The 25,263-nt window shown below is 36.8% G+C and carries 22 protein-coding genes; 9 read left to right on the top strand and 13 right to left on the bottom strand.

What is annotated here, in order from left to right:
• Positions 1–4: 4 nt before the first annotated feature.
• Together VL047_RS13345 and VL047_RS13350 are read left to right on the top strand one after the other, a co-directional pair.
• Entirely contained in the window at positions 5–2,602 is a 2,598-nt protein-coding gene (locus VL047_RS13345) for an alpha-amylase family glycosyl hydrolase (protein ID WP_325361349.1), read from the top strand.
• 269 nt (positions 2,603–2,871) lie between these two features.
• Entirely contained in the window at positions 2,872–3,258 is a 387-nt protein-coding gene (locus VL047_RS13350) for a GreA/GreB family elongation factor (RefSeq protein ID WP_325361351.1), read from the top strand.
• Positions 3,259–3,382: 124 nt separating this feature from the next.
• Here the strand turns inward: VL047_RS13350 and leuS are convergent, their stop codons facing one another.
• Complete coding sequence (gene leuS, locus VL047_RS13355) at positions 3,383–6,163, bottom strand: leucine--tRNA ligase (protein ID WP_325361352.1); 2,781 nt, start codon at positions 6,161–6,163, stop codon at positions 3,383–3,385.
• A 121-nt stretch (positions 6,164–6,284) separates the two neighbouring features.
• On the opposite strand from leuS, the gene VL047_RS13360 reads away from it, so the two are divergent.
• Genes VL047_RS13360 through VL047_RS13380 form a run of 5 tightly spaced genes read left to right on the top strand, consistent with a single transcriptional unit; the run spans position 6,285 to position 9,938 of the window.
• Complete coding sequence (locus VL047_RS13360; RefSeq protein ID WP_325361354.1) at positions 6,285–7,163, top strand: cell division protein FtsX; 879 nt, start codon at positions 6,285–6,287, stop codon at positions 7,161–7,163.
• Between the two features lies 1 nt (position 7,164).
• A complete protein-coding gene (locus VL047_RS13365) occupies positions 7,165–7,401 on the top strand; it encodes a DUF3098 domain-containing protein (protein WP_325361356.1) in 237 nt (78 codons plus the stop codon).
• Between the two features lie 3 nt (positions 7,402–7,404).
• Complete coding sequence (locus VL047_RS13370) at positions 7,405–8,199, top strand: undecaprenyl-diphosphate phosphatase (protein ID WP_325361357.1); 795 nt, start codon at positions 7,405–7,407, stop codon at positions 8,197–8,199.
• The gene (gene truB, locus VL047_RS13375; protein ID WP_325361359.1) at positions 8,199–8,921 is read left to right on the top strand and encodes a tRNA pseudouridine(55) synthase TruB; all 723 of its coding nucleotides are present in this window, start codon (positions 8,199–8,201) and stop codon (positions 8,919–8,921) included. Before VL047_RS13370 ends, truB begins: the two co-directional genes overlap by 1 nt.
• A gap of 33 nt (positions 8,922–8,954) precedes the next feature.
• Positions 8,955–9,938 (top strand): bifunctional riboflavin kinase/FAD synthetase, encoded by a 984-nt coding sequence (locus VL047_RS13380; RefSeq protein ID WP_325361361.1) that lies wholly within the window; start codon positions 8,955–8,957, stop codon positions 9,936–9,938.
• Here VL047_RS13380 and VL047_RS13385 read toward each other — a convergent pair.
• From VL047_RS13385 to uvrA, 11 genes are all read right to left on the bottom strand, one after another.
• Positions 9,915–10,451: a YceI family protein gene (locus VL047_RS13385; RefSeq protein WP_325361363.1), complete on the bottom strand. Its 537-nt coding sequence runs from the start codon at positions 10,449–10,451 to the stop codon at positions 9,915–9,917. The two genes, VL047_RS13380 and VL047_RS13385, sit on opposite strands and share 24 nt — an antisense overlap.
• A gap of 74 nt (positions 10,452–10,525) precedes the next feature.
• Positions 10,526–10,945 carry an OsmC family protein gene (locus tag VL047_RS13390; protein ID WP_325361365.1) on the bottom strand — a complete coding sequence of 140 codons (420 nt, stop codon included), beginning with the start codon at positions 10,943–10,945 and terminating at the stop codon, positions 10,526–10,528.
• Between the two features lie 40 nt (positions 10,946–10,985).
• Positions 10,986–12,155, bottom strand: a complete 1,170-nt coding sequence (locus VL047_RS13395) for a trans-sulfuration enzyme family protein (RefSeq protein WP_325361367.1) — start codon at positions 12,153–12,155, stop codon at positions 10,986–10,988.
• 134 nt (positions 12,156–12,289) lie between these two features.
• Positions 12,290–13,528, bottom strand: a complete 1,239-nt coding sequence (locus VL047_RS13400) for a sulfate adenylyltransferase subunit 1 (protein WP_325361369.1) — start codon at positions 13,526–13,528, stop codon at positions 12,290–12,292.
• A gap of 24 nt (positions 13,529–13,552) precedes the next feature.
• Entirely contained in the window at positions 13,553–14,443 is an 891-nt protein-coding gene (gene cysD, locus VL047_RS13405; protein ID WP_325361371.1) for a sulfate adenylyltransferase subunit CysD, read from the bottom strand.
• Between the two features lie 14 nt (positions 14,444–14,457).
• Positions 14,458–15,177 (bottom strand): phosphoadenylyl-sulfate reductase, encoded by a 720-nt coding sequence (locus VL047_RS13410; RefSeq protein WP_325361373.1) that lies wholly within the window; start codon positions 15,175–15,177, stop codon positions 14,458–14,460.
• A gap of 17 nt (positions 15,178–15,194) precedes the next feature.
• The gene (locus VL047_RS13415; RefSeq protein ID WP_325361375.1) at positions 15,195–15,905 is read right to left on the bottom strand and encodes a bifunctional precorrin-2 dehydrogenase/sirohydrochlorin ferrochelatase; all 711 of its coding nucleotides are present in this window, start codon (positions 15,903–15,905) and stop codon (positions 15,195–15,197) included.
• Positions 15,886–16,650 (bottom strand): uroporphyrinogen-III C-methyltransferase, encoded by a 765-nt coding sequence (gene cobA, locus VL047_RS13420; RefSeq protein ID WP_325361377.1) that lies wholly within the window; start codon positions 16,648–16,650, stop codon positions 15,886–15,888. The genes VL047_RS13415 and cobA overlap by 20 nt, the downstream gene beginning before the upstream one ends.
• Positions 16,651–16,659: 9 nt before the next feature.
• A complete protein-coding gene (locus VL047_RS13425; protein ID WP_325361379.1) occupies positions 16,660–18,759 on the bottom strand; it encodes a HEPN domain-containing protein in 2,100 nt (699 codons plus the stop codon).
• Between the two features lie 233 nt (positions 18,760–18,992).
• Entirely contained in the window at positions 18,993–19,430 is a 438-nt protein-coding gene (locus tag VL047_RS13430; protein ID WP_325361381.1) for an Rrf2 family transcriptional regulator, read from the bottom strand.
• Between the two features lies 1 nt (position 19,431).
• Positions 19,432–22,248: an excinuclease ABC subunit UvrA gene (gene uvrA / locus VL047_RS13435; RefSeq protein ID WP_325361383.1), complete on the bottom strand. Its 2,817-nt coding sequence runs from the start codon at positions 22,246–22,248 to the stop codon at positions 19,432–19,434.
• Between the two features lie 237 nt (positions 22,249–22,485).
• Here uvrA and VL047_RS13440 point away from each other — a divergent pair, with 237 nt between their 5' ends.
• On the top strand, positions 22,486–23,094 hold the full coding sequence (locus VL047_RS13440; protein ID WP_325361385.1) for an RNA polymerase sigma factor: 609 nt from the start codon (positions 22,486–22,488) through the stop codon (positions 23,092–23,094).
• Here the strand turns inward: VL047_RS13440 and rocD are convergent.
• Complete coding sequence (gene rocD, locus VL047_RS13445) at positions 23,060–24,307, bottom strand: ornithine--oxo-acid transaminase (protein ID WP_325361387.1); 1,248 nt, start codon at positions 24,305–24,307, stop codon at positions 23,060–23,062. The genes VL047_RS13440 and rocD overlap by 35 nt on opposite strands.
• A 211-nt stretch (positions 24,308–24,518) precedes the next feature.
• Here rocD and VL047_RS13450 point away from each other — a divergent pair, with 211 nt between their 5' ends.
• Entirely contained in the window at positions 24,519–24,974 is a 456-nt protein-coding gene (locus VL047_RS13450; protein WP_325361389.1) for a DinB family protein, read from the top strand.
• Positions 24,975–25,263: the final 289 nt, after the last annotated feature.

Raw genomic sequence — 25,263 nt, forward strand, 5'->3', positions numbered from 1 at the left:
TCTGATGAAGAAATTAGTACTCATATTGACAATCCTGAGCCTTATATTCTCGGCATGTAAGAAATCAATCGGACCAGAAGAAGAACCTGGAACAGACTCCAATCCACCAAGTGATATAACAAGTGGCCTTCTTTCTTTTTCACCAGATTTTCCATCCGGTAAAGAAGCAATAACTATTGTTTTTGATGCTTCCGAAGGCGACGGAGGCCTAATGAATTATTCAGGAGATGTATATGTATATACTGGTGTTATTACTGATAAGAGTACACAAGCAGGAGATTGGAAATATAACAAATGGGCTTGGGATCAAACTCCTCCTAACGATGTAAAAATGAAAGCTATTGGAGGTGGAAAATATAGTCTGGAAATAAAAGACTTAAATGATTTCTATAAAATACCAGCAGGCGAAAACATTTTAAAATTAGCACTCCTATTCAGAAATGGTGATGGATCTCAAACCGGTAGAAATGGTGATGGAAGTGACATTTTCCTTCCCTTGTTCAATAAAAATCAACTAAATATCCGCATCGTTTCCCCAAATTTGGAACCCACTTTCAACCCATCAATCGGAGCCCTCTCCAAAATAGTTGGAGACGAGTTAGAAGTGAAAGCCATTTCCTCTAAACCTGCAGACCTTAGTTTATCTTTAAATGGCAAAATCTTTCAATCAAAGAATAATGAGAGCACCATTTCAGGAGTCGTCAAACTAACAGAAAATGGTAATCAGCTAATTGAGGCAAAGGCTAGTGCCTCTGGCGGCAACACAACTGCCAACTTTCAATTTGCAACTTCAGGGGAAGTAGAGCAAGCCGAAATACCGGCAGTTGCGAATCCAGATGGTTTTACACGATTAAATAATGGTACTTCAGCTATCTTTACCCTATATGCCCCTCAAAAAGAGGGTATATTTATCATCGGTGATTTTAATGATTGGGAAGCCAGATCGGATTACTTTATGAAACGTAGTCCGGATGGAAAACGATGGTGGCTGCAAGTCGATGGACTTGACCCGCAACGTGAATATGCCTATCAATTTTTAGTAGATGGCACCTTAAAGATTGCTGACCCCTATGCTGAAAAAATATTAGACCCAAGTAATGATCCCTTTATCCCTGCAGCGAACTATCATGGCAGTAAAACATATCCCATTAATAAAACTACAGGTATCGTCAGCATATTCAAGGGTAAACCCGAATCATATAGCTGGAATATTAATAGTTTCAATCGACCAGAAAAGGATAAACTTATTATTTATGAATTACATTTGCGAGATTTCCTAACAGCCAATAACTACACTACATTAACAGATACCCTATCCTATTTGAAAAGATTGGGAGTAAATGCCCTACAGTTAATGCCTATCAACGAATTTGAGGGAAACTCCAGTTGGGGATATAATCCATCTTTTTATTTTACACCAGACAAATTCTATGGAAGCCCCCTAATGCTTAAAAAGCTGATTGACGAATCACATAAGGCTGGTATGGCCATCATTCTAGATATGGTACTTAACCATTCTTTTGGTCAATCGCCCATGGTACAATTGTATTTTGATCAGGCAAATAATAGACCAAGTGTAAACAGCCCATGGTTCAATCCAATTCCTACCCATCCTTTTAATGTGGGCTATGATTTCAATCATGAAAGTGAAGCTACCAAACAATTCACTAAAAACGTATTGAAATTCTGGATGCAGGAATATAAAATAGATGGTTTCCGTTTTGATCTTTCGAAAGGTTTTACGCAAAAAAATTCAGGAGATAATGTAAACGAATGGAGTCGTTACGATGCCTCACGCATAGCTATTTGGAAAAATTACAACCAGTATATAAAAAGCCTTTCGCCTGATAATTTCTATGTCATATTAGAGCATTTTGCAGATGACCAAGAAGAACAAGAATTATCAAAAGATGATATGATGTTATGGAATAATCTAAATGCAAGTTTTAACGAAGCTAGTATGGGTTATCTGCCGGGTTCAAACTTCTCTAGAGGATTCTATAATACTCATGGTTTTCAGGGTTCAGAAAATTTAATCTCTTATATGGAAAGTCATGATGAGGAACGAATGATGTATAAGAATTTGCAATACGGTAATGCAGCAGGCACGTATTCCATCAAATCATTATCTACAGCTTTAAAACGCCAAGAGATGGCTGCGACCTTTTTCTTTGCTATTCCTGGCCCAAAAATGATCTGGCAATTTGGAGAATTAGGATACGACAGATCTATTGAAGAGAATGGTCGCACCGGTGAAAAGCCAGTTCTCTGGAGCTACAAAGAAAATCCTAATCGCTTAAAGCTCTATCAAACTTATGCCAAACTCATTTCATTAAAGAAAAACAAAGCTGTTTTCAATACTTCTGATTTTGAATACAAACTTGACGGATCCATCAAATATATTATATTGAAAGGTATAGACGAAACCCTATTCGTAGTTGGAAATTTTGGGGTTACCTCGCAAGAAGCAAAAGTTGCCTTACCCAAAGCCAACACTTGGTATAATCAGTTAACAGCTGACCAAATTATACTTACAACAAGGAATTACATTAAAACCTTAGCTCCCGGAGAATATTATATTTTCAGTGACAAGGTAAAATAAGTTTTGTCTGGTGATTCCTTCAAAGAACTATCACAATAAAAAGTTTAATTGTTCTTTTATTTTTTATTTTGTAAGTTTGAGAAGATGAATCAAGTGTTAACATATAACAAGCTAAGCCTGTATCGAAGTTCCTGTTTAATTGAGGAACATACTCGGTTCATCAAATTCCTCATTGTATAATAGCTGCGTTTCAGCATCTATTTTTTTTAATCCAAATTTCTTACATATCATTAACCTTATCAATTGATAATTTAACATACAATAGCTTTATGAAAAATAACACCAATACAGCAGTAGTATTAAGCGAGGAAGACTTCGAACTACTAAAAAGCTTTGTGACTCCCTCTGCAAATGATGAAAATCCAATGTCTTTGGCCTATGAATTAAGTCGTGCGAAAGTTGTAAAAAGAGATAAGGTTCCGGAAGGCCAGGTTAGAATAAACTCCAAGGTGACCATTGAAGATTTAGTAAGTAAAGCTAAAACTACAGTAACCATTGTTCATCCTTCAGATGCTGATATTAAACAACAAAAAATATCTGTTTTAACACCCATTGGCTCTGCATTGATTGGTCTTAAGATTAATGACGTAGTTGAATGGAAAATGCCAGTTGGTTTAAGAAAATATACCATCCTGGAAGTAAGCTACCCTGGTTAACGACTGATTAGTTATTTAATACCTAATTCAAAAAAGCGATTCAATAATAACTATTGAATCGCTTTTTATGAATTAGGTTATCAATCTCTTTTAACCACTTCTCTGGCCTTATTGGAATAAACTCTTATAGTACAATATTCACGATCCTACCCTTTACTATAATTACCTTCTTAGGAGATTTTCCTTCTAAATATTTCTGTAAATCCTTATTCTTTAAAACCTCTTGTTCAACTTCAAAAGCTTCCATGCTTAAGGAAAGTTGAATCTTCAACCGAACTTTACCATTTACCGAAATAGGATAAGCAAACTCACTCTCTACTAAATACTCTGGGTTAAATACCGGATAACTTGCATAACTGATAGTACCTGGCTCATTTCCTAATTTCTCCCATAAATCTTCTGTAATATGCGGTGCATATGGCGCAAGTACAAGACATAAATCCTGAAGCACCTCCCTTTTATTACATTTAAGATCAGTGAGTTCATTAACACAGATCATAAATGCAGAAACAGACGTATTAAACGAAAACCGATCAATATCTTCCTGAACCTTCTTTATAATCTTATGAAGGGCTTTTAATTCTGCTGGAGTTGCTTTATCGTCTGATATCTTAAAATTAAAATCCTGATCATGGAAAAGTTTCCAGAACTTACGAAGAAACTTAAAGACTCCTTCAATACCATTTGTATTCCATGGTTTGCTCTGCTCCAAAGGACCAAGAAACATTTCATACATTCTTAATGTATCAGCACCATAGGCATCGATAATATCATCAGGGCTAACAACATTAAATTTGGACTTAGACATCTTTTCAACTTCATGTCCACAATGATACTTTCCATTTTCCAATATAAATTCAGCATCCTTGTATTCAGATCTTGAAGCTTTAAATTTTCCAATATTCAAAATATCATTAACAACAATATTCACGTCGACATGAATCGCATTTGTTTTGTATCCGTCTTTAAGTCCATAAGAAACAAACGTATTAGTTCCTTTACCTTCTTCATCCAACACCCGATATATAAAATTGGACCTACCTTGAATCATTCCCTGATTAATCAATTTCTTAAAAGGCTCTTCTTCGGGTACATAACCCAAGTCTTTAAGAAACTTATTCCAAAAACGACTATATAATAAATGTCCGGTAGCGTGTTCAGACCCACCGATATAAAGGTCAACTGCCCGCCAATAATCCACCGCACTTTTCGAAACAAACTCATCACTGTTCTGAGAATCCATATAACGATACCAATACCAGCTTGAGCCCGCCCAACCAGGCATCGTGCTTAACTCATAATCATACTGATCTTGGTATTTCCAATTCTTCGCCCGCCCTAAAGGAGGCTCTCCACTCTCGGTAGGTAAATACTGATCAACCTCTGGCAATACAAGAGGCAATTCGCTTTCTTTAATTAAATAAGGCAATCCATTCTTAAAATAAACAGGTACAGGCTCACCCCAATAACGCTGGCGACCAAAGATGGCATCGCGCATACGATAATTAATTTTTCCCTTCCCTTTGCCCATCTCCTCTAATTTCTCCAGCAGGAAAGGAACAGCTTCTGAATAGGTCATTCCATTGATAAGATCCGAATTAATATATCTTCCCTCTTTTGATGGATCAGCCTCTTGCTCTATATTTTGCCGATCATGAATCGGAATTATTGGTAAATTAAAATGCTTAGCAAAAAGATAGTCGCGTTGATCACCTGAAGGAACGGCCATAACAGCACCCGTACCATAACCAGCCAATACATAATCAGCGATCCAGATTGGTATACGATCTCCAGATAAAGGATGAATGGCATAGCTGCCTGTAAAAGCACCCGATACCGCCTTGGTATCAGCCATTCTTTCTAACTCTGACTTCTTCTTAGTTTTTTCAACATATGATTGTACCAAATTTCTTTGCTCTGTTTGAGTTAACTCATCAACCCATTCATGCTCAGGAGCCAAAACAATAAAACTAACCCCATAGATAGTATCTACCCTTGTTGTAAATACTTCAATATCTTTATTACTCTCTGTAGTAAATTTAACTAAGGCACCTATACTTTTACCAATCCAGTTCCGCTGCATTTCAACCAACGGATCTGGCCAATCAACGGTTTCCAGGCCATTCAACAAACGTTCAGCATAAGCAACAATACGCATGCTCCATTGCATCATCTTCTTTTGCTCTACAGGATAACCTCCTCTTTCTGATAAGCCACCGATAACTTCATCATTGGCTAATACAGTTCCAAGGGCGGCACACCAGTTCACAGTACTTTCCCTTAAATAAGCAAGACGGTATTTTAATAGCTCCCGTTGTTTTTCTTCTTCTGTAAAATATTTCCACTCTTCAGCTGAAAAGGTCTTTACATCTTCATCAGAAAAGGCATCAATTCCATCACTTCCATGTTGCTCAAAATGAGCAATAAGATGATTAATAGGCTCTGCCTTATCACTTGTCCGATTATACCACGCATTAAATAACTGCATAAAAATCCACTGCGACCAATGGTAATAATCAGGATTACTGGTACGAACCTCACGGCTCCAATCAAAAGAGAAACCTATTTTGTCTAATTGAACACGGTAGCGTTTTATATTTTCTTCAGTCGTTAATGCCGGGTGCTGACCTGTTTGGATGGCATATTGCTCTGCAGGTAAACCAAAAGAGTCAAAGCCCATTGGATGCAATACATTAAATCCTTTTAGACGTTTATATCGGGCATAGATATCTGAAGCAATGTAACCGAGCGGATGACCAACATGTAAACCCGCTCCAGAAGGATAAGGAAACATATCCAAAACATAATATTTTGGCTTTTCCGACGTATTATTTACTTTATATGTTTGGTTGGCCGCCCAAAATTTTTGCCATCTTTGTTCAATTTCCTTAAATTGGTAATCCATTTTATTGCGTTTTCAAGCTTAATGGCAAAAATAGAACTTTTTTTATGGCTTTGGGAGTTTTTGAATAAGGATAGTCCTTTTCTCACATCATTTAGTTAATTTCGCACTTTAATACTTGGACATGGAAGAATTTGAAGTAAGTACAACCTCCAAAAAAACAAAATCAGTATATATCTCTACGGTAATAAGTATAGCCTTAGTGCTATTAATGACTGGATTGTTAGGATTGATCCTAGTTCATGCTAAGAACTTATCCAATTACGTAAAAGAAAACATAGTTTTAAATATTATCTTAGATGGAGATGCAAAAGAGGCCGAAGTCCTGAACTTGCAAAAAGAAATCAATGCAGATAAATACGTACTTAAAACACAATATATCAGTAAGGAACTTGCTGCCAGAAACCTACAGCAAGATTTAGGTGAAGATTTCGTAGAATTTTTAGGTTATAATCCTTTGCTGTCATCCATTGATGTGTACCTGAAAGCTGAATATGCAAATAAAGATAGTATTGATGTCTTTACCAAACACATTACAGAAAACAAAATGGTTCAAGAAGTTGTATATCAGGAATCATTAATTGATATGGTCAACCAAAATATACGAATAATAGGCTTAATTATTCTTGGATTTGCATTTATATTATTAATAATCGCTGTAGCATTAATAAATAATACCATTCGGCTGGCAATATATTCTCAACGCTTCCTGATTAAAAGCATGCAAATGGTGGGAGCGACCAAAGGGTTTATACGAAAACCGTTTATCGGTTATGGTTTAGTGCACGGCCTATTAGGTGCGCTTATAGCTATTATTATGCTAATGCTTTTGTTATACTTTGGACAAGAGCAGATTCCAGAGTTAGTAATTTTAAGAAATTACTATGAATTTGCCTTAATCTTTCTAGGCGTTATAGTCCTTGGAATACTGATGTCAGGTCTCAGCACTTACTTTGCTGTATCAAAATATTTAAGGTTACGAATGAACGATTTATACCGTTAAAATGGCTCAAAAAATTAAAGACTCCACTCAAAAAACCAAATTACCAGGAATGGTATTCGGTAAAATAAATTATCAGTTTATGCTGGCAAGCATTGTAGTAGTTGCAATCGGATTCTTCCTAATGTCAGGCACTAAAGATATATATAGCTTTACAAAAATAACGTTAGCACCTATTGTGGTTATTATTGGATTTGCTCTAGGATTTGTTTCTATCCTAATAAGACCAAAACGCGACTAAGCTATGACTCTATTTGAGACGCTGGTCTTAGCTATTATTGAAGGCTTGACTGAATTTTTGCCGGTTTCATCGACCGGACATATGATTCTTGCGACTTCTCTATTAGGAATGGAATCTACTGCCTTTGTAAAATTATTTACGGTAGCCATTCAACTGGGAACAATTCTATCGGTTGTTGTCCTTTACTACAAACGTTTTTTCAGATCAATCAATTTCTACTACAAACTATTCGTTGCTTTCATTCCTGCTGCAGTTCTTGGCTTAATATTCAGTGACCTGATAGACGACATGCTCGAAAGCCCAATGACTGTGGCAATATCCTTGGTTATTGGAGGAATTATTTTATTGTTTGTGGATAAATGGCTTGATAATCCAAAAATCGACGACTCCGATGAAATCACCTATATCACAGCTTTAAAGATTGGCCTATATCAATGTTTAGCGATGATTCCCGGTACTTCCAGATCAGGAGCAAGCATTGTAGGCGGTATGACACAAAAACTAAGCAGGAAAGCTGCAGCAGAGTTTTCTTTCTTTTTAGCAGTACCAACCATGTTTGGCGCTACTGCGAAAAAACTACTCGACTTCTATAAAGATGGAGGTACGCTTACTACACACGAAACTGGCATGTTATTAATTGGCAATGTCGTTGGTTTTATTGTTGCAATTATAGCAATTAAGTCATTCATCGGCTTTCTGACCAAACACGGTTTTCAACTTTTTGGTTGGTATCGTATTATAGTTGGTGCAATAATTATTATATTATTGCTAAGTGGACAAAGCTTAAGCATGGTATAATGGATCAAACAGAAAATACACGGTTTCCGGAATTCGATTTCGCAGAAGGAGAAGTTTTATTAATTGATAAACCTCTTACCTGGACCAGCTTTGATGTGGTTGGGAAAATAAGGAACTCGATAAAGCCCTTAAAAGTTAAAGTAGGTCATGCCGGAACCTTAGACCCACTAGCAAGCGGACTGCTGATTCTTTGTACCGGAAAAAAAACTAAAACGATTGATCAATACCAAGCGCAGGAAAAGGAGTATACCGGAACATTCTTTTTAGGAGCAACAACTCCTTCGTATGATTTAGAAACAGAGGTTGATCAGCATTTTGATATTAGTGAAATAAGCACGGAACAAATACACGCTGCTACTAAACAATTTATCGGAGAAATCAATCAATTCCCTCCTCCACATTCGGCCATAAAGATCGGTGGCGAACGTCTTTACGAGAAGGCGCGCAGAGGAGAAACAGTAGAACAAAGACCCAGGTCAATTACAATTAATACCTTCGAGATAACGGCTATAAATATCCCTCAAATAAGTTTCAGGGTTGTTTGCAGCAAAGGGACTTATATTCGTTCCTTAGCTCATGACTTTGGGAAAGCTTTAAATGCCGGTGCTTATTTAAGCTCTCTTCGCCGGACTAAAAGTGGTGACTTTTCTGTTGAAAACAGCTATAAAGTTATGGAACTGGTGAATCATATACGTTCACTGAATCAGAAGGTTAGTCAATAAATTAATAAACGATCGGGATTATCTTGCATTCATATGAAAATCTATAGAAACATAGAAGATTTTATTCCAGTTGACAACGCGGTTGTTACCATAGGAACATTCGATGGAGTTCATATAGGTCATCAGAAGATTCTGTCGAATCTAAAAGATAGCGCGAAAGAAATTAACGGAGAAACAGTCTTATTAACGTTTTTCCCACATCCTCGCATGATATTGCATCCTGAAGATGACAGCTTACGCCTCATCAATACAATTGAAGAAAAAGCACATCAACTAGCTGCCTGCGGAATCGATCATCTTATCATTACTCCGTTTACAAAAGAATTCGCCCAACAAAGCCCAGAAGATTATATTCGGGATGTCTTGGTAAGTAAGATAGGAACAAAAAAGATTGTAATCGGTTATGACCATCGCTTCGGGATCAACAGATCAGGCTCACTAAGCGATCTCCTCTCTTATGCTCCGACATTTGGATACAGTGTTCAGGAAATTCCCGAACAAGACATCAATGCAGTTACTGTTTCATCCACTAAAATACGCGAAGCTTTAATAAAAGGACAGATTGAAGTAGCAAATAGTTTCTTAGGTTATCCTTATGAGCTTACCGGAACTGTTATTAATGGAAAAAGAGTAGGAAGAGAAATAGGTTTTCCAACAGCAAACCTATCCATCAATGAAAGTTATAAGCTTATTCCTGCATATGGAATTTACGCGGTTGAAGTATCCATTGTTAAACCTATCCTAATCAAAGATGGCGAATTTAAAGGCCAGAAAGAATATGAAAAGTTTAAAGGAATGGGGTATATTGGTACAAGCCCTACCGTAGATGGCACAAAAAGGAGCATTGAAGTAAATCTATTCGATTATAATGATGACCTCTACGGTAAAACCCTACGTGTTAAATTCCTACATTTTGTTCGGCAGGATATCAAATTTGATTCAGTAGAAGAAATGATCCAACAGATAGCAGAAGATGAGAAGACAATCAAGAATCTATTGTCTAATAAACTGAACTGATATCTGAAAGCGTATCACGTCTCCAACAACAACAGAGCCTGCTTCCGTTATAGCATTCCAGTTTAATCCGAACTCTTTACGGCTAACCTTACCGGTGACTTCGAAACCTGCTTTAAAATTTCCATAAGCATCCGTAGTTGTACCACCGAATTCAACATCAACCTCTATGGGTTTCGTAATTCCACGAATTGTAAGATCACCTGATAAGACAAATTCATCATCTTCATTGTCTTTTGGTTTAAATGAATTTGATTTAAATGTTATTGTTGGATAACTTGTTGCATCAAAGAAATCTGCTGAGCGGAGATGCTCATCACGAGGATCTTGATTAGTATCAATACTTGTTACATCTATTGTAAATTCGACCCTTGCCGAGTTAAAACTATTTTCACTTTCTGTTTCTACCGTACCGTCAAATTTTCTAAACTTACCAGAGACAGTTGAAATAACAAGATGCTTTGCTTTAAAATTTACTTCTGAGTGTGTGGGGTCCAGTACCCATTTAGTTGCCATAATTTCCTGATTTAATAACGTTAATACTGCGTATTAATAATATTATATCACTAACAAACAATGGCAAACATTGTTTAGGAAACTATAATTTCATAAGTTATTTCTACACCGCCTGCAGCAAGCATATCATGAACCGAACAATATTTTTTAACAGCTAACTCCGCGGCCTTCTCAGCTTTTTCAAGCGAGACTTGATTGCCTTCTATAAAGAACTTAAGATGAATATCAGTAAAAACTTTTGGAATGGTATCGGTTCTATTTCCTGATATTTCTATTTGCACATCTTGAATATCTTGTCTTTGCTTTTTCAGGATGCTTATCAAATCAAGCACACTGCAAGAACCTAAAGCCATTAAAACTAACTCCATTGGTCGTACACCCAATCCCTCGCCACCTATTTCCGGAGAACCATCAATATGTACTTTAATGTTTGAACTTGATGAAGAGCCTTCAAAATGAACTGCTTGATTTACACGTTTTAAATTAACATCCATATTATAATATTATGCTTTAGTATACATCTTAGAATAGATCTTAGTTACTTTTCTTTAAAGCTTGTAAAATGTCATCTTCTATATCCTCAACAGCCTCCAAACCAATAGATATCCGAATACTTCCTGGTAATATACCTAAATTAACTCTTTCTTGTTCAGTTAGTTTTGAATGCGTAGTAGAAGCCGGATGTGTAACAATCGTTCGGGAATCACCTAAATTTGACGTTATTAAAATCATTTCAAGACTATTCATAAAACGTTGTGCTTGCTCATATCCACCTTTTAAAACAAAGGTAATTACACCACCACCTTGTTTCATTTGCTTTTTAGCTAATGCATATTGAGGATGAGAAGGTAGAAAAGGGTAACGAACAACTTCAACTTCAGGTTGCTTCTCTAACAATTCAGCAATGGTTAATGCATTGCTGCAATGACGATCCATTCGCAAGGGAAGGGTCTCTAAGCTTTTAGAAAGTAACCAGGCATTAAAGGCCGACATAGCCGGACCGGTATGACGAATAAAGAATAACATTTCGTCAATCAATTCCTTTTTTCCTACTACAACACCACCCAATACCCGTCCCTGTCCATCCATATATTTCGTCGCAGAGTGACTCACCAAATCAAAACCATACTTAATAGGCTTCTGCAAATAAGGAGTTGCAAAACAATTATCAATATTCAGAATAATATGGGGATACTTTTTCTTGAAACTACCTAACCACTCTAAGTCTACCAATTCTAATCCGGGATTAGAAGGTGTTTCAAGGAATATCATTTTTGTATTCTCCTGAATTGCCTTTTCCCAATCTTCTGGTTTAGCAGCATCAACATAGGTATGTGTTATACCCCAGCGTGAGAATAATTGAGTAAACAATTGATGTGTAGAACCAAAAATAGCACGGCTAGAAACGATATGATCACCACTCTTTAAAAGAGCAGCAAAAGAAGCAAACACAGCCGCCATTCCAGATGCAAATGCGAGACCTGCCTCAGCACCTTCTAAAGCACAAACTTTCTGAATAAACTCACTTGTGTTTGGGTTTGAATACCGCGAATATATAATACCTTCTTCTTCATTTGCAAACACAGCACGACACTGTTCAGCATCGTCAAAAATAAAGCTGGATGTTAGGTATAAAGGTACTGAATGTTCCCGATTTTGAGAGCGAGGGAACTGCTCGCGGATGACTTTACTTTCGTCTTTCATTGAATTTGATTACAGAAACAAAACTAAAAGGAAAGATCTCATTTTAGTTTTGTTTATTTCCCTCCAAATTTAATTAAAACAATAAATCTTCGGAAAATTATTTAGTATAATTACTGTTCTCGATGAAAAAAAAATTAATTAAACATCAGGGCACCAACCGTCAGATTAGTACGGGCATCTATCAAAATAGCTCCCCCGGTTGCCTTATTCTCCGCATAAGAATCTACTACTAACTCATCGGCCGATCTGATTCTAACCTTTCCGATATCGTTTAAAGAGAAACTATCAGCAGGAATCTCTTCCAATGTATTAATATTTACTTTATGAAGTATATCCTGGATCTTTACACGAGACAATTTACTGTTTGTTTGAAGAAGATAAGTCTGTGATAAATCTAATGGACGCAAATCCATCCAGCAAATAGAAGCCTCTAAATCTTTCGTTACTTCAGGAATATCAGAAGCAGACACAATCAAATCTCCCCGGCTGATATCAATATCATCCTTTAATCGAATAATTACCGACTCTCCTTCTTCAGCATTTTCCTTTTGGTCATTGTTTAGTTCGATATTCGTAATCGTACTTCTAAATCCAGAAGGCATAATTGCAATTTCATCCCCAACTTTAAAAGAACCACCAACAATTCGGCCTGCATAACCTCGATAATCATGAAGTTCGTCGGTTTGCGGTCTCACAATCCATTGTACCGGAAATCTTCCTTTACCTGATGTTGCAAATGGCTTCACATCAACCGTTTCTAAAAACTCAATCAAAGAAGGCCCTCCATACCAAGGCATATTTCTGGATTTAATTACAATATTGTCTCCACGCAATGCACTAACCGGAATAAATTCAATGTTTTGAATCGTTAGCTTATCTGAAAATTGCAGATAATCATGCTTAATTTTTTCAAAAGATTCTTGGTCATAATCAACCATATCCATCTTATTTACACAAACCAACACATGCTGAATATTCAATAAAGAGACCAGAAACGTATGACGAATAGTTTGCTCGATAACACCTTTACGGGCATCAATTAGAATAATAGCAAGATCAGCACCTGAAGCACCGGTTACCATGTTTCTGGTATACTGTATATGTCCGGGAGTATCTGCAATTATAAACTTCCTTTTATCTGTCTGGAAGTACTTATAAGCAACATCAATGGTAATGCCTTGTTCTCTTTCAGCTTTTAAACCATCAGTTATAATAGCCAAATCTACCGTTCCGTCATCGTTCTTACGATTTGCATTTTTTATAGCTTCAAGCTGATCCTCTAATATAGAATCCGTATCGTAAAGCAAACGACCAATTAATGTACTTTTACCATCATCAACACTTCCCGCAGTTATGAATTTTAATATATCCATTTTAATATTTTTGTTTTCAATCAATTAAAAATAGCCACCTTTTTTACGATCTTCCATGGCAGCCTCAGAAACTTTATCATCCATTCTGGCTCCCCTTTCAGAGATCCTGGATTCGCTGATTTCCTGAATTACTCCATCTATGTCGTCTTTATCAGATTCAACCGCTGCAGTACAAGTCATATCACCAATGGTTCTAAACCGAACTTGCTTACGTTCAATTTTGTCCTCATGGTCAAGATTCAGACTTGGGTCTGCCGTCATCCATTGTCCACTGCGATAAACGCAATCGCGCTCATGAGCAAAGTATAAAGAAGGTATTTCTATATTTTCTCTTTTAATATAATTCCAAACATCTAACTCTGTCCAGTTGCTAATAGGAAATACCCGAACGTTCTCACCCTTCTGAATCTTACCATTGAATATATTCCATAGCTCGGGTCTTTGCCTCTTTGGATCCCATTGTCCAAACTCATCACGAACAGAAAATATCCGCTCTTTAGCCCTGGCCTTTTCTTCATCTCTGCGCGCACCACCAATACAGGCATCAAAACCATTTTTTTCAATAGTTTCTAATAAAGTAACCGTTTGTAATGGATTACGACTGGCATTTTTACCCTTTTGCTCTACAACCTTTCCTTGGTCAATTGCATCTTGTACATGTCCTACAATTAAACGCTCGCCTAACTCTTCAATTAATTGATCACGAAAAGTAATTGTTTCTGGGAAATTATGCCCTGTATCAATATGAACCAATGGGAATGGGAACTTTCCAGGTCTAAAGGCTTTTTTTGCTAGATGCACTAACGTAATCGAATCCTTACCGCCAGAAAACAACAAAGCAGGTTTCTCAAACTGTCCAGCTACTTCTCTTAATATTGATATTGCTTCTGCTTCTAGATGATCTAAATAATTCATTTCAATTATATAATTTATATGCTTGTTGATGCCGGACTAGTACTATGCAGTCCGCATTCTTTTTTACTTGTATCTTCCCACCACCAACGGCCGGCTCTAAAATCCTCCCCTGGCTGCACTGCTCTGGTACATGGAGCACAGCCTATGCTAGGAAATCCTCGATCATGCAATGCATTATAAGGTACATTATTCACTTTGATATACGATTTCACTTCTTCCAATGTCCAAAAGAACAAAGGATGAACTTTTACTAATTGATGCGCCTCATCCCATTCGATCCAATGCATCTGTTCACGGTTCTGCGATTGCTCTGCACGGATTCCCGTTATCCATATTTTCTTGCCTTTTAAGGCCCGATTTAATGGTTCTACTTTACGAATTCCACAACACTCTTTACGGTTATCTACTGATTCGTAAAAGCTGTTCGGACCTTTTTGGCTAATCATTGCCTCAAGTCTATCTTGATTCGGATAATAAGCCTTAATATTTTTCTTATAACGATCGCGCATCCTGCTCCAAACAGAATATGTTTCCGGAAAAAGCCTACCTGTATCTAATGTAAATACTTCGATTGCTAAATCATTGGAAAATATCATATCAGTAATCACCTGATCTTCCCAACCAAAACTTGTAGAGAATGTAATTTGATCCCGAAAATTATCAGCCAGTATTGCTAACACCTGCTGCGGATCCAAATCTTTTACTAACTCCTCAACTTCTATTAATTTATCCATTGCATTAGTTTAAACCCTCAAAGAAGGATTGCAAAAATAATCAAAACCAAAAGAACAACAGATCCTATCATTAATCTGAATGTCAATAAAGGAATCGTCAGCGTTTTAGGCTTTTCAACCAAACCTGCTGTTATTTCATTTAGCTTTTTAACTTTATAGGAGAAATCTCCTTTCAATGAATCTCTAACTGCATTTAAGCGATCCAGTGTTTCATCCACTTCATTAGGCAAAGCCTCGTTTAAAACTTCTTTTAAACGCTTCGCAAACGTAGGTGATTTGCCATTTGTAGAAATACCTACTTTTAAATTACCTTTCTTTACAATTGATCCCAGATACAAATCACATAAATCTGGAGTATCTGCAACATTCAACAATATCCCTCTCTCTTTAGCCAACTCATAAATATATTCATGAAGACTGCGGCTGTCAGTAGCTAAAATAATAAGAGAAATTCCATCCAGATCGCTTTCCTCAAACAATCTTTTTTCAATGTGAACATGAGGATAATCAGAAGCAAAAGACTGAAATTCAGGAGATACCTCTGCAGATACTACCAAAATATTTGCTAACGGGTCATTCCCTACAAGTGCAGTAAGTTTCTCCAAGCCTACATTTCCTGCTCCCAATAACAGCGTATGAAAATTCCGAAGCTTTAAAAATATCGGGAAAAGTTCATTGGTACTCTTCATCTTTTGCTTATCAACTTTTTCAAATATTAATGAGTTCATTTTCGCGAATCATTTTTTGATAATCTGTATGAAACGATACGACTTCTCCGATTACGATAACCGCTGGAGATTCTATATGTAGTTCCTTTGCCATGTGCTCTATCGACTGTATATCAGCCACCGCTATCTTTTCATTAGGCATGGCTCCATTCTGAATAATCGCAATAGGTAAAGAACCACGACCTTCATTTTTATAAATACTAACTATTTCCGGCAACTTCCTTACTCCCATCAATATAACGACAGTAGCAGAGGTCTTGGCGGCTGTGTAAACATCTTGAGCAATCTTTCCGTTTGATGTTGTTCCTGTAATAACCCAAAAGCTTTCTGTAGTCCCTCTATGAGTAATAGGGATTCCCTGTAAACTCGGAACACCAATTGCACTTGAAATACCAGGAATTACCTCAGTTTCTATATTGTATTTTTGCGCAAATTCTACCTCTTCATATCCTCTTCCAAAAACAAAAGGATCTCCACCTTTTAAGCGCACTACATGACCATGAGAAAGTGCGTATTTAACCAACATTTCATTGATCTGATCTTGGCTGTATGTATGTTTATTTGCTCTTTTACCGACATATATTTTTTGAACTGCCTGCGGACAATATTGCAAAAGCTCTTCACTTACTAAAGCATCATACAATACAATATCAGCTTTTGCCAAAGCCTTTAAACCTCGTAAACTAATTAAATCTGTACCTCCAGGCCCCGCTCCAACTAATGTTATTTTTGAACTTACTGTCATCTTTCTTACTTAGCTATTCGCTAGTTCGCGAACTTTACTTACAATTTGATAGAACTCACTGGCATCTTTTAGGTAAGATGCTGCGAAAGCCTCTGTTGGTTCATTATCTTTTATTTGCATAGTGATGGTTGTGTAACTATCTCTTAATTTGATTTCACCGCTTTCAATAAAGTTTTCTTCAAAAGCCTTTATAGTAGCTACCTGCGTGCTGCTGTTAATACCTTTGTCCAAAAGAAGTGCCTTGGCTCCGGTAATGAAAACATTATAGGCATGGAAAATAGCATCTGCCCAAGCACCAATCTCGTAACTCTCATTAGCCCATTGAAGCTTTTCTTCTGTCTCATATAATAGAGTTGAAACTAAGTCTATAATCACACCCGCACATTCACCTACTCCAATCGCCGGCTCATACAATACTGTATGTCCCCAGTCAACGTACTCATCTTCAGTCAATGTAGTTAAATCCGCCAAAGGCTTTAATAGACGATAGAAATAGTCCTTTGTCTGGCGATCGAAATAATCATGGAATAACTCGTTATCAACCGAATTACCCTGATAATCATCAATAAGATAATTTAAGGCAGAAGTTACTCTTTTTGAAGGCACCTTAATAACCCGTTCAGCTGCACGACCGATACCACCACCTAAGGAGGCACCTCCCAACATAATCTGAGCAGCCGGAACAACTGATTTACCTGCTTTTAAAGAGCTGCCATGAAATCCGATATGGGCCAAACTATGCTGACCGCAAGAATTCATACATCCACTTATCTTAATCTTTAAATCACGATTATATATTAAATCTGCATATTCATCTGCAATCACCTTTTCCAGCACCCTTGCCATTTCTGTACTATTAGAAATTCCAAGATTACAGGTATCCGTTCCCGGACACGTAGTAATATCTGCTACACTATCAAAACCAGGAGCAGCAAAACCTATCTTTGTTAAAACCTCGTATACATGTGAAAGCCCTTCTTCCCGAACATATTTGATCATCAATCCTTGATTCTGAGTAATACGAATCTCATCAGCAGCATAAGGTCTGATACCATCTACCAATATCCGGGCTTTAGCAGTACTAATATCCCCTGTAGGAACCTTTACATAAACACGGAAGTATCCATCTTGCTTTTGCTCAAACACATTCGTTTTACGCCATATCTCATACGCCAAAGGATTAGATACTTCGGTCGCTTTTACATTTTCATAACTAGGTAAATCAAGAGGCTTGATTTTATCCCTGTTAATTTTAAACGATTTACATTTTATAGACGGACGTTCTTCTTCAATCAGTCGCAAAGCCTCATCTACACCAATCTTCTGAATAACAAATTTAAAACGGGCCTTATTACGATTATTTCTTTCCCCTACCCGGCCAAATACACGAATGGTAGCTTCGGTAAAAGGAATGATTTGATCTTCGTGTAAAAATTCATGTGCTACATAAGCCATCATTGGCTGTGCACCTAAACCACCACCTATCATCACTTTAAAACCTCTTTCTTCAACTCCATCTACTACTCTCACTCTTGGAACAAATCCTAAATCGTGGATATATGCAAATGCTGTATCTTTTTCACTCGAAGAAAATGAGATCTTAAACTTTCTACCTAACTCCTGGCAAATTGGATTCCGAACCAGGTATTCAAACATCTCACGCGCATAAGGAGAAACATCAAATGGCTCATCCTTATCAATACCCGCTTCAGGAGATGCAGTAACATTCCGTACTGTATTACCACAGGCTTCACGTAAAGTAATATCATCTTCAGCAAGCTTTGCCCACAATTCAGGGGTACGATCCAAGCTTACAAAATGGATTTGAATATCCTGTCTTGTTGTTAAATGGAGGTTCTTAATTGCATATTCATCCGAAATATCAGATATTTTCAACAATTGCTTAAAAGTTACCTGACCGAATGGAAGTTTTATACGCACCATTTGTACGCCAGGTTGCCGCTGACCATAAATCCCACGAGCTAAACGTAAACTCCTGAATTTATCATCATCAATCTTTCCATCTCGAAACAAACGGATCTTCTTCTCCAGATCAATAATTTCCTTCTCTACAATTGGATTTTCTAATTCTGTGCGAAAGCTTTGCATCTTCTTATTTTTATTAATAAAAAAACCTCTTTTTAATTAAGAGGCTTACAATAAATTACATTTAAATTCATAGTGTTAGCCTGCGCTATCCAAAACACATACACATTGAATATAAATTGAACTTCTCCATAACCACGACAAATATATATATAATCCCTATGTATTTGGTATACTTTAAATTCCAAATAAATAAAAAATATATAACATTCTGATTATCAGTAATAAAAATTGTATTAAGGATTAAATATTGAGGATGATTCCTTTTCAATAATATCTGCAATGCTGGTATCGTTTAGAATTTGCAGCATCGCATCACGAACTTCTACAAAGGTATCTCGAATACCACACACCTCTTCTGACTTACATTCGTCACATTTTTGATAAAAATTCAGACTAACACAAGGCAGCAAAGCAATGGGCCCATCCAACAGCCGAATAACCTGTGTTAAACGAATATCTTTCGGGTCTTTATTTAAGCTATATCCACCCTTTGCACCTTTTACACTATACAACAATCCTGCATTCCTAAGCTCAAGTAAGATCTGTTCCAAAAACTTCTTTGGGATCTGCTCTTCCGTTGCAATCCTCATAATCTGAACAGGCTGAGTCCCATAATTTTTTCCTAAAAAAATTAATGCCTTTATACCGTACTTTGATTTTTTTGTTAACATATTAAATCGTATTAGTAAGTGCCTTTAAATGCGAAAGAAGGTATTGACCTGTATAAGATCGTTCACAATTTACAATATCTTCCGGTTTACCTGCAAAAATAATTTCACCGCCCTTCTCTCCACCTTCAGGACCAATATCTATAAGCCAGTCTGCACATTTAATTACATCCATATTGTGCTCTATCACAAGAATTGTATTTCCCTGTTCTAACAATGCATTAAAAGACTTCAATAACTTCTTAATATCATGAAAGTGTAAACCTGTTGTTGGTTCATCAAATATAAACAAGGTGTTTTTACATGCATTACCTTTTACAAGAAAAGAAGCTAGTTTAATACGTTGGGCTTCTCCACCCGATAAAGTATTGGATGATTGTCCGAGCTGCACATAACCCAAACCAACATCAAACAAAGGTTTCAACCTTGCTACAATTTTCGGGTGATCACCAAAAAACTCCAGCGCTTCATCAATGGTCATTCTTAATATATCGGCAATTGATTTATCCTTATATACTACATCAATTACGTGCTGCTTAAATCGATTTCCATCACAAGCTTCACATGGAAGATAAATATCAGCGATAAATTGCATTTCCACTTTAATTTCTCCCTCTCCCTGGCAAACATCACAACGCCCTCCCTCTACATTAAATGAAAAAGAAGAAGGTTTTAACCCTTGGGCTTTCGCTGAAGGCAAGCTACTATATAAGTTGCGTATCTCATCCCAAGCCTTCACATAGGTAACAGGATTTGATCGAGAAGAACGCCCTATTGGATTCTGATCAACCATTTCAACATGCTCTATCAGATTAACATCTCCTTCTAAGTCATTAAATAAGCCTGTCTGCTCGCCAGCATAACTACCAATTGCCTTCTGCAATGCAGGATATAGTATTTGTTTAATTAATGAAGTTTTTCCAGAACCCGAAACTCCGGTAATTACTGTAAATACACCTAATGGGAAAGTCGCATCAATCCCTTTTAAATTATTCTGACGAGCACCCTTTATCGAAATAGAAGAATTCCATGACCGTCTATGAGAAGGAATCTCTATTGACTCCTTACCACTCAGATATTTACCGGTATAGCTTTCTTCACTTTCTAATATTCCATCATAGTCTCCCGAATATACCAACTCGCCACCCAAAGAACCCGCTTCCGGACCAATATCAATAATATAGTCAGCCGCCTGCATCATTTCTTGCTCATGCTCTACCACAATAACTGAATTACCAACATTGCGCAACGATTTTAATACAGAAATTAACCGATTGGTATCCCTCGGATGTAATCCTATACTTGGTTCATCAAGTACATAGATAGACCCAACTAACGAACTTCCCAAAGAAGTAGCCAGATTAATACGTTGTGATTCTCCACCTGATAAAGAATTTGACAAACGATTTAAAGTCAGATAAGGTAAACCAACTTCATTCAGGAAGGTTAGGCGATTATTGATTTCAAGTAAAAGCCTTTTAGCTATTTTAGCTTCTGTATCCGTCAATGTTAAATTCTGAAAAAACACCAAAGCTTTTTCAATGGGCAATAAAACAACATCCTGAATAGAACGGCCATTGATCTTAACGTAAGCAGCATCTTTTCTTAACCGCGTTCCCCGACACTCCGGACAATCCGTTTTCCCACGATAACGAGAAAGCATAACCCGGTATTGAATTTTATAGGCATGCTCTTCTAAATCCTTAAAAAATGCATTTAAGCCTTTAAAATGTTTATTGCCGGTCCATAACAGTTCTTTCTGTTCCTCTGTTAGGTCGCTATATGAACGATGGATAGGAAAATCAAATTTAAGGGCCTTATCAATCAGCTTAGTTAACCACTCTCCCATTTTAAGTCCACGCCAAGGAGCAATGGCTCCATCATACACAGATTTGCTTTTATCAGGAATCACCAAATCAGGATCTATCCCGATAATCTTTCCATAACCTTCACAGCGAGGACAAGCGCCATAAGGATTATTAAAACTAAAGAAATTCGGGCTTGGCTCCTCAAAGCTCATCCCATCACTTTCAAATAAATCACTAAAAATATATTCTTCACCATTTGTTTCAATCGCACAAACACCCTTTCCTTCAAAAAAAGCCGTTTGTACAGAATCGCCCATTCTGCTCATGGTCTCCTCTTCACCATCCACACGAATCCGATCAATCACAATAGAAAGATCACCCACTTTGAGCATTTTATTAGGAAGAGATTGATCTTCCAAAAGTGTTTCCGTTTTCTCTATAACACCATTCAGCTTTACTCTCACAAAGCCCTTTTGCAATAAAATAGAAAGCTCCTCCTTGATAGTACGCTCATTATGTGGCTGAAGAGGACTGAATAAGGTAACGATCGTTTCTTCCGGCAAAGCAATCATAAAGTTAACGACAGAAGTCACCGTATCTTTTGTTACTTCTTTACCTGAAATCGGAGAAATTGTTTTCCCGATACGAGAAAAAAGCAACTTCAAATAATCATAAATCTCGGTCGAAGTACCAACTGTCGATCTCGGATTACTAGTAATTACCTTTTGTTCGATAGCAATAGCCGGTGCGATCCCTTTAATATAATCAACTTCCGGTTTATTCATCCTACCCATAAATTGACGGGCATATGAAGATAGGCTCTCAATATATCTTCTTCTCCCTTCTGCATAAAGCGTATCAAATGCTAACGAAGATTTCCCCGAACCCGACATCCCGGTAATAACTACAAGTTTATTCTTGGGTATAGAAACATCAATGTTCTTCAAATTATGAACACGGGCTCCTTTGATCAAGATATGAGTTTTGGGATTTTCAGCGCTATTTCCAGCCATAAAATTTTTGGATTATAGTATTCAAGAAATTAGTGAATACGAAATATTTACAAAAATAATGAATAACTGACAGAACACATTATTTTATAGATTATTCTTTGTTTTATAAAAAAAAATGCCTTTTTTTGAGCCGTTACAATTTCTTAAAAGGATTTTAACTCTAAACACAGATACTATAGCATAAACTACTACTTAATTATTACTTTTTATATAAACGAAAAGAATAAATAGCGTAGTATGGATCTTCTATCAAGAACAGACCAAGAACTGATACATTTCTATCTTTCGGGGAATAATACCGGATTAGAAACATTGATCAATCGTCATAAAGCAAAAGTATATACATCAATATTCTTACTGGTAAAAGACACTTACTTGGCCGAGGATTTATTTCAAGACACTTTTATTAAAGTAATTAAAACCTTAAAAAGGGGAAAATATAACGAAGAAGGAAAATTCCTACCATGGGTTATGCGCATTGCTCACAACCTTGTTATAGATCACTTCAGAAAGGAGAAACGCACCCCGGTAATTACTAATTACGATGGTTTCGATATTTTTGATGTGCTGCATTTCTTTGATGAAAGTATTGAAGATGAAATCCTTAGAAAACAAACTACCCAAGATTTACGGACGATGATACAAAAGCTCCCCGATAGCCAAAAGGAGGTATTAATTATGCGCCATTATGGAGAGATGAGCTTTAAAGATATCGCCGAAACGACAGGTGTCAGCATCAATACAGCCTTAGGAAGAATGCGATATGCTATAAATAACTTAAAGAAGATGATGGAAATTAAAGAGTCATCCCTTAATTATCAAAAGCTTCCAACGTTTTTACAATAATATCAACACATTCGATCAATTGATCTTCAGTAATAATCAACGGTGGGGCAAATCGAATAATATTGCCATGGGTTGGCTTTGCTAATAGTCCATTATCTCTAAGAGCCAAACAAATATTAAATGCAGTCTCGCTTTTTTCCGTGTCGTTAATCACGATTGCATTTAACAAACCCTTTCCACGAACTAACTTTACTATCTTGCTTTCAGCAATGTATTCATTTAATCTTTCCCTGAAAAGACGACCAAGCTTTTCAGCATTTTCAGCAAGTTTCTCATCCTCAATCACCTGCAAAGCTGCAACTGCAACCGCAGCAGCAATCGGGTTTCCTCCAAAAGTAGAGCCATGCTGTCCGGGTTTTATCACGTTCATAACAGCATCATTTGCTAAAACAGCAGAAACAGGATACACTCCACCCGAAAGTGCTTTCCCTAATATTAACACATCAGGCTGAACATTCTCATGATTTACCGCTAATAATTTCCCTGTCCGACCCATACCTGTTTGTACCTCATCAACCATTAATAACACATTATATTTCGTACAGATCTCTCTTATCTTAGATAAGTAACCCTCTTGAGGCACAAATACACCAGCCTCTCCCTGAATAGGCTCAACCAAAAAACCTGCAATATTATTATTTGTAGACAACACCATTTCCAAGGCTAAAGCATCATCATAAGGAATCCGGATAAAACCACTTGTATACGGACCAAAGCCTCCGCGCGACTCTTCATCGCTCGAAAAGGAGATAATGGTCGTTGTCCTTCCATGAAAATTATTATCGCAAACAATAATTTGCGCTTCTCCCTCTGAGATGCCTTTCTTCTCATAAGCCCATTTCCGACATATCTTTAATGCCGTTTCTACAGCCTCAGCACCTGTATTCATCGGCAATACTTTATCAAAACCAAAAAGCTGAGTGATATACTTTTCATATAAACCCAATTGATCATTGTAAAAAGCACGCGAAGTTAAAGCCAAAGTCTGAGCCTGTTTTACCAAAGCATTGATTATTTTTGGGTGACCATGTCCTTGGTTCAAAGCAGAATATGCCGAGAGAAAGTCAAAATACTTCTTCCCTTCAACGTCCCACACATACACTCCTTCACCTTTCGCTAATACAACGGGCAAAGGATGATAATTATGCGCCCCATACTTATTCTCTAATCCAATATAATCGGCTGTTGACTCAATATCCTTTAAGAATGACATAATATTTCTGTTTTACTAAAACACTAATTTACAAATTATAACATAGACCTGCAGGCTCAGAGTAAGAATTAATCTCTCTATTTTCTTCAGAAATCTTACAATTTTTGACATAATAAAAACAAGAGCACTCAAAAAAAGATGATTATTTTTAGCACATTTGGATAAAAGAGTTACCTATAAACTCTAATAATAGATCTCATTAAAACTTATCATGAAAGATACAAGTCTTCTCTCTTACCTTCGGGCTGCTACAGTTCGTGAAATACAAGGTTTATCAGTTCAGGAATTCAACACTATCCCGGTAGGGTTCAATAATAATATTATCTGGAATGTCGGGCACTTAATAGCAACAGAACAACGCATCCTCTATTCAAAAAGCGGACAAACGCCCTTAGTTTCGGAAGAATTTTTTACCAAATATCAAAAAGGCGCCCGCCCTGAAGGATATACTGAAGAAGTAGAAATCAATGAAATCCGAAAACTCCTCACCTATTCTATTGAGAGATTCGAACAAGATCGCAATAGCAATTTATTTACCAGCTACGTTGCATGGTCGTCTTCGTACGGCAACACCATATCCAATATCGATGATGCAATTAACTTTTTGGGATTTCATGAAGGCTTACATCTTGGTTGCATTAAAGCATATAAAAGACTTCTAAAATAATATCACTAAGTCATTTTAATCTATTTTGCTGTCTATTCTTATACTAGTCTATTCTTCGCATTTCAATTAAAAAGCTTTAGCCATAAAAGGTGTCTCGTTCCAAAAAAAACTATACACTCTAAAAGAAGAGTATGGAAACGAATGAGCGGCCGCAAGGCAAGAAACCGCATCGTAAATTTGGTGCTCGATTTGCAAAGCAAATCGTAAAAGAAATCGAAGAGGGGCTTCCACGAAAAGAAGCAATGCGCATGCATGGCATGTCCTATAAATCTTTGGATGTTTGGATGTC

This window comes from Albibacterium sp. (genome assembly GCF_035514885.1).
Lineage (GTDB): Bacteria > Bacteroidota > Bacteroidia > Sphingobacteriales > Sphingobacteriaceae > Albibacterium.